The following is a 1,293-nucleotide window of genomic DNA, read 5'->3' as shown; positions in this document are numbered from 1 at the left end:
GGGCGTCTCCAAGGGCGCCACGCTCACGCACCGCAACCTGGTGGCCAACATCCTGCAATGCGAGGCCTGGTTCAAGCCCGAGCTCTCCAAGGTCGAGGGCCAGCTGGTCAACGTGGTGGCCTTGCCGCTCTACCACGTGTTCGCCTTGACGGTGTGCTTCTTCCTGAGCGCGCGCATGGGCACGCTCAACGTCATGATCGACAACGCCCGCAACATCGGCAAGCTGATCGAGACGCTCAAGAAGTTCCAGATCACGCAGTTCCCGGCGGTCAACACGCTCTACAACGCGCTGGTGGAAGAGCCCGATTTCGAGCAGCTCGACTTCTCGCGCCTGAAGGTGTGCAACGGCGGCGGCATGGCCGTGCAGCAGTCGACGGCCGAGGCTTGGCAGCGCATCACCGGCGTGCCCATCGTCGAAGGCTATGGCCTGTCCGAGACCTCGCCCGTGGTGACGGTCAACCGCCTGGACAACCGCAGCTACAACGGCGCCATCGGCTACCCGCTGCCCTCCACCGAGGTGGTGCTGCTCGACGATGCCGGCCAACCCGTGGCCCAGGGCGAACCCGGCGAGATCGCAGTCCGAGGCCCGCAGGTGATGGCCGGCTACTGGCAGCGCCCCGAAGAGACCGCCAAGGTCATGACGGCCGATGGCTTCTTCCGCACCGGCGACGTGGGCGTGATGTCGGCCGACGGCCTGTTCAAGATCGTCGACCGCAAGAAGGACATGATCCTGGTCTCGGGCTTCAACGTGTACCCCAACGAGATCGAGCAGGTGGTGAGCCTGCACCCGGGCGTGACCGAGTGCTGCGCCATCGGCGTGCCCGACGAGAAGTCTGGCGAGGCGGTCAAGCTGTTCGTGGTGCGCAAGGACTACAGCCTGAGCGAGGCCGACATCGCCGAGTACTGCAAGGAGCAGCTCACGGGCTACAAGCGGCCACGCCACATCGAGTTCCGCGAAGACCTGCCGATGAGCAACGTGGGCAAGATCCTGCGCAAGGATTTGCGTGACGAGGAGCTGGCGCGGCTGGCGGCTCAGGCGCGCAAGAAGGCGGCTTGATCGGCACCTTGGTGTTTCGGGCGGGCGAGAGCCCGGCCATGGAGCCACCCTGCGGGGTGGCTTTTTTCTTGGTTCGGTGCTTTGGTGGGTGGAAGGGTGAAGTGGTTTGCCACGGTTGAGCAACGGGCTGGGGGCCAGGGGGGCCTGCTCCGGGACCACGCTCGCGGGGCACCACCGCGCGTTGCATTCGTCACCCCTTGAACACCGACCAGGCTGTTGCCGAGCCATGACACCGC

1 protein-coding gene is annotated in these 1,293 nt (G+C 65.7%); it reads left to right on the top strand.

The features are described from left to right. Positions 1-1,057 (top strand): AMP-binding protein (locus tag B2W70_RS02060; RefSeq protein ID WP_286742332.1); only part of this gene is annotated, 1,057 nt, incomplete at its 5' end. Positions 1,058-1,293: the final 236 nt, after the last annotated feature.

Origin of the sequence: Aquabacterium sp. UBA2148, from assembly GCF_002328915.1 — a bacterium.
GTDB classification, from domain to species: Bacteria; Pseudomonadota; Gammaproteobacteria; order Burkholderiales; family Burkholderiaceae_C; genus Aquabacterium; species Aquabacterium parvum.
The sequence above is the reverse complement of the archived record's forward strand: the minus strand, read 5'-3'. Positions and strand labels throughout refer to the sequence as shown.